Annotated in this window: 4 protein-coding genes, 1 pseudogene and 1 other annotated feature; of the genes and pseudogenes, 1 reads left to right on the top strand and 4 read right to left on the bottom strand. The window is 41.2% G+C overall.

Features of this window, described 5'->3' with window-relative positions:
* Positions 1–39 precede the first annotated feature (39 nt).
* From L650_RS0115500 to L650_RS0115490, 3 genes and pseudogenes are all read right to left on the bottom strand, one after another.
* Positions 40–1,259 (bottom strand): IS3 family transposase gene (locus L650_RS0115500; RefSeq protein WP_223230517.1). Its coding sequence is split into 2 segments (ribosomal slippage): positions 40–971 and positions 971–1,259, totalling 1,221 coding nucleotides; the frame shifts between segments, so codons are not numbered across the junction.
* Positions 865–981 (bottom strand) — a sequence feature (AL1L pseudoknot). It overlaps the preceding gene by 117 nt.
* Before the next feature lie 40 nt (positions 1,260–1,299).
* A pseudogene (locus L650_RS23855) lies at positions 1,300–1,467 on the bottom strand (GNAT family N-acetyltransferase); the annotation flags it as partial.
* A 199-nt stretch (positions 1,468–1,666) separates the two neighbouring features.
* Positions 1,667–2,167 (bottom strand): lactoylglutathione lyase family protein, encoded by a 501-nt coding sequence (locus tag L650_RS0115490; RefSeq protein ID WP_029773678.1) that lies wholly within the window; start codon positions 2,165–2,167, stop codon positions 1,667–1,669.
* Positions 2,168–2,268: 101 nt separating this feature from the next.
* Here L650_RS0115490 and L650_RS0115485 point away from each other — a divergent pair, with 101 nt between their 5' ends.
* Positions 2,269–3,138, top strand: a complete 870-nt coding sequence (locus L650_RS0115485; protein WP_029773677.1) for a LysR family transcriptional regulator — start codon at positions 2,269–2,271, stop codon at positions 3,136–3,138.
* Positions 3,139–3,202: 64 nt separating this feature from the next.
* On the opposite strand, the gene L650_RS23850 is transcribed toward L650_RS0115485, so the two are convergent.
* Positions 3,203–3,424, bottom strand: coding sequence for a hypothetical protein (locus L650_RS23850; protein ID WP_085065511.1), 222 nt, complete (start codon positions 3,422–3,424; stop codon positions 3,203–3,205).
* Positions 3,425–3,677: the final 253 nt, after the last annotated feature.

Below are 3,677 nucleotides of genomic sequence, written 5' to 3'. Positions count from 1 at the left end.
TGAATCGCCCCGAGTTCATCGGAGACCAGTTTGTTTAAGTCAGGCCACTTTACCTGACTCGTTTAAATTATCATAGTAGTCTGTTTCATATTGAGCTGGTGAAATATACCCAATTGAAGATAATAAGCGTTGATTATTAAACCAATTGACCCACTCTAACGTTGCGTATTCAACAGCATCAACATTCTTCCACGGGCCATTTCTGCGAATAATCTCTGTTTTAAATAATCCATTTATTGTTTCAGCCAATGCATTGTCATAAGAGTCACCCACACTGCCTACAGACGCTTGAATTCCAGCTTCAGCAAGTCGCTCAGTGTATCGTATAGACAAATATTGGCTGCCTCTGTCGCTGTGGTGAATTAACCCTTCGGGGTTGCCACGATGCCAAATAGCTTGCTCTAACGCATCAAGAATAAGCTCTGTGTGCATTGTCGTTGATACACGCCAACCTACAATGTATCGTGAAAAAACATCTATCACGAAAGCGACATAAACAAACCCACTCCATGTGGCAACATAGGTGATGTCAGCTACCCAAAGTTGATTTGGCTGCTCAGCAGTAAATTGACGATTAACTAAATCAAGTGGCTTATCTTGTTGCTCGTCAGGTATCGTTGTCTTATGTGCTTTACCCCGACGAACACCTTGAATTCCCATAACTCGCATCAATCGTTCGACTGTACAGCGGGCGACTTGATGGTCGTCAAGCTGTAGCTGCTTCCATATTTTTCTTGCACCATAAACTGACATATTATCCTCCCACACTTCGCGAATGAGTATTATCAGCTCAGCATCACGCTTTTTGCGGTTAGACAGTCGCTCAGGCTCTCTTTGTATCTGTTTATGAGAATAATACGTTGATGGTGCAATCGGCAATTCCTTGCAAATTGACTCGACACCGTAATGCTCTCTGCAAGCATCAATAAAATCCACTATTACTTCTGTTTGCGGTCGAGCTCCGCTTGGGCGAAAAAAGCGGCAGCTTGCCTCAGGATATCATTCGTTCGCTTGAGCTCTTTATTCTCGCGCTCTAAGACGGCAAGGCGTTCTTCAGTTGATTGCGTATTAGAAGAGGGTTTAGACGGTTGAGCTTGAGATTTCTTGACCCATGCTCTAAGTGTTTCTGGGGTACATCCCAGTTTATCTGAAATCGATACTAGCGCAGCCCAAAGAGAAGGGTATTCATGCTGTTGTGTGGTAACAAGCCTAATTGCACGTTCACGAAATTCTGATGTATAGCGATTTGATTTTTTCATAGTTCCAGTTTCTCAAGTTATTGAGTCTCTGGCAAACACGGGGCGATTCATTTAAGTAAATCGCTTTACAGGTATACCCGCTATTGTAGTGCGCCTCAACTAACGACCACATATTACACGCTACGTATTCTTCTTGCGTTTTAGTAACATCCAATTCGCATATGGCTTCATAGTTATCGGCGGTGATGTCTTCTAGTGACAGATTCATGTTTTTCCTTTAGAACAACTTTGTGCAATTAGTAAGCAATAAGTGTATGTACCTATAATAAATCAAATGAAGATATTGATTTTTATACACCCAATATTAGCCAAATTAATAATCTACAAGTCTATTTAAAACAAAAAGGCCGCAGTAAATAAATACTGCGGCCTTTGCTTTTAGCTAAACTTTTTTAAACGAGCTACGTTTAATAAGCGCCTGCGCTGTAAATAAGCTCGTAGCTGTGGCTGTAAATCTCAAGGATGTTACCAAACGGGTCTTCCATGTAGATCATGCGGTAAGGCTTTTCGCCAGGGTAGTAGTAACGTGGCTCTGGCATACGTTTTTTACCACCTGCAGCAACAATACGCTCCGCTAAGCCTTCAACATCTGGGTCTTGTACACAAAAATGAAAGATACCGGTTTTCCAGTATTCAAAATTGTCTTTTGGGTTTTCTTGGTCTTTAAATTCAAAAATTTCTACACCAATACGGTCGCCTGTTGAAAGGTGCGCTATTTTAAATTTTTCCCAATTTGGACCAAATACATCGGTGCACATTTCGCCAATGGGGCTGTTATCTTCAGTGATCACAGTAGGCTTCATTATGGTGTACCAGCCCATCACCTTAGTGTAAAACTCTACGGCTTTTTCAACATCTGGTACAGAAATACCAATGTGCGAAAAACTACGTGGATATGTATGACTCATAATGCTTCCTCTTTAACTGTGATTAGTTGATGGAGTTAGTTTACGAACCCGTGTTTATTAAGTAAAATTATCATTAATCATCATTCTGAGTACGTTTTGTAATGATAAACCCGACATGGTTAAACACGTTTTGTACGTTGGTTGAGGTAAATCATTTTACCCAAACCGCCGAACGCTTATTTATGACCCAATCAGGCGTAAGTCAGCATATTAAAAAGCTAGAGCAGCAAGTAAACTGCGCGCTATTAGAGCGCCACGGCAAACAATTTACCCTTACCGTGCATGGGCAAAACTTGTATCAGCAAGGCAGCTTGTTATTAAAAGAATGGCAATTTTTAGAACAACAATTAAAAGATGACTCGCCTTACAGTGGCCTAGTAAAAATACAATCGCCTGGTAGTTGTGGGCTACAATTTTATAGCCAATTATTAGCATTACAGGCTGAGCATACCGAGCTTAATATTGATTATCGCTTTGCACCTAATACCAGTGTAGAGCAAGCGGTGGCAAACCACAGTGCCGACATAGGCTTTTTAACCCAAGCACCTACACTTAGCGAAGTTACCAGCCACAAAATTGGCCAAGAAGCTTTATTATTAGTAACCCCCGCACATATTAAAAACCCAACATGGGAGGTTTTATGTGAGCTTGGCTTTATTAGCCACCCCGATGCAAAACACCACGCGCAGCTATTACTTAGCGAAAACTACAGTGAGTTTGAGCATGTTGATCAAATTAAGCGCACGGGGTTTTCTAACCAAATAAGTTTAATACTCGAACCGGTAAGTTTAGGGCTAGGTTTTACTGTTTTACCTGCCTATGCGGTGGGCGCATTTAATAAACCCGCGCTTATAAAAACGCACCATTTAGCTAATCCAATCAGCGAAAATATTTATGTGTGTCATCATCGTAACAGGCCAATGGCAAAGCGCATGCACACGGTAATTGAGGCGATAAAAGCGGGGGAATAATTTTTTAAAAAGGCAGTACAGCCAGCTTTTATTTACTGTACTGCCTTTTCGGGTTTTAGCGTGTTTAAACTTTAGACATATAGGCGCTTACATACGCCTTATTTTTAAATACCAACCACAAAGTAAGCGCTATAAGGCCAATACTTAGCTGAATAACACCTAAGTTTTTAATTAATGTTTCTGCATTAAGCGATACAAGCGCCATGCCTATTGCGCCTGCAATCATAGAGCAAAACTGAATAACGGCCACAGCAGAGCCCGTGTCCGTTGTTTGTTGCTCTAACATTAAATTAGTACCGGGCACGCGGGTAATAATAACGGTTAGAGTAGCTATTNAAACCGCCTATAAAAATGGTACTTATACCGCATGCTGTTAGGGTTAAAAAACTCGCAGTAATTATTTTTTTACCGATACACGTTTAGAAAGCCGCATATAAATTGTTGGCCCAAACGAGGCGCACACAGCATTCGCTGCAAAGGCGTAACTAAAGGTTTGTTCCGACAAACCAAAACCGTTGATATATACATAAGAGCCCGCC

This window comes from Pseudoalteromonas sp. TB51, assembly GCF_000498055.1.
GTDB classification, from domain to species: domain Bacteria; phylum Pseudomonadota; class Gammaproteobacteria; order Enterobacterales; family Alteromonadaceae; genus Pseudoalteromonas; species Pseudoalteromonas atlantica.
The sequence above is the reverse complement of the archived record's forward strand: the minus strand, read 5'-3'. Positions and strand labels throughout refer to the sequence as shown.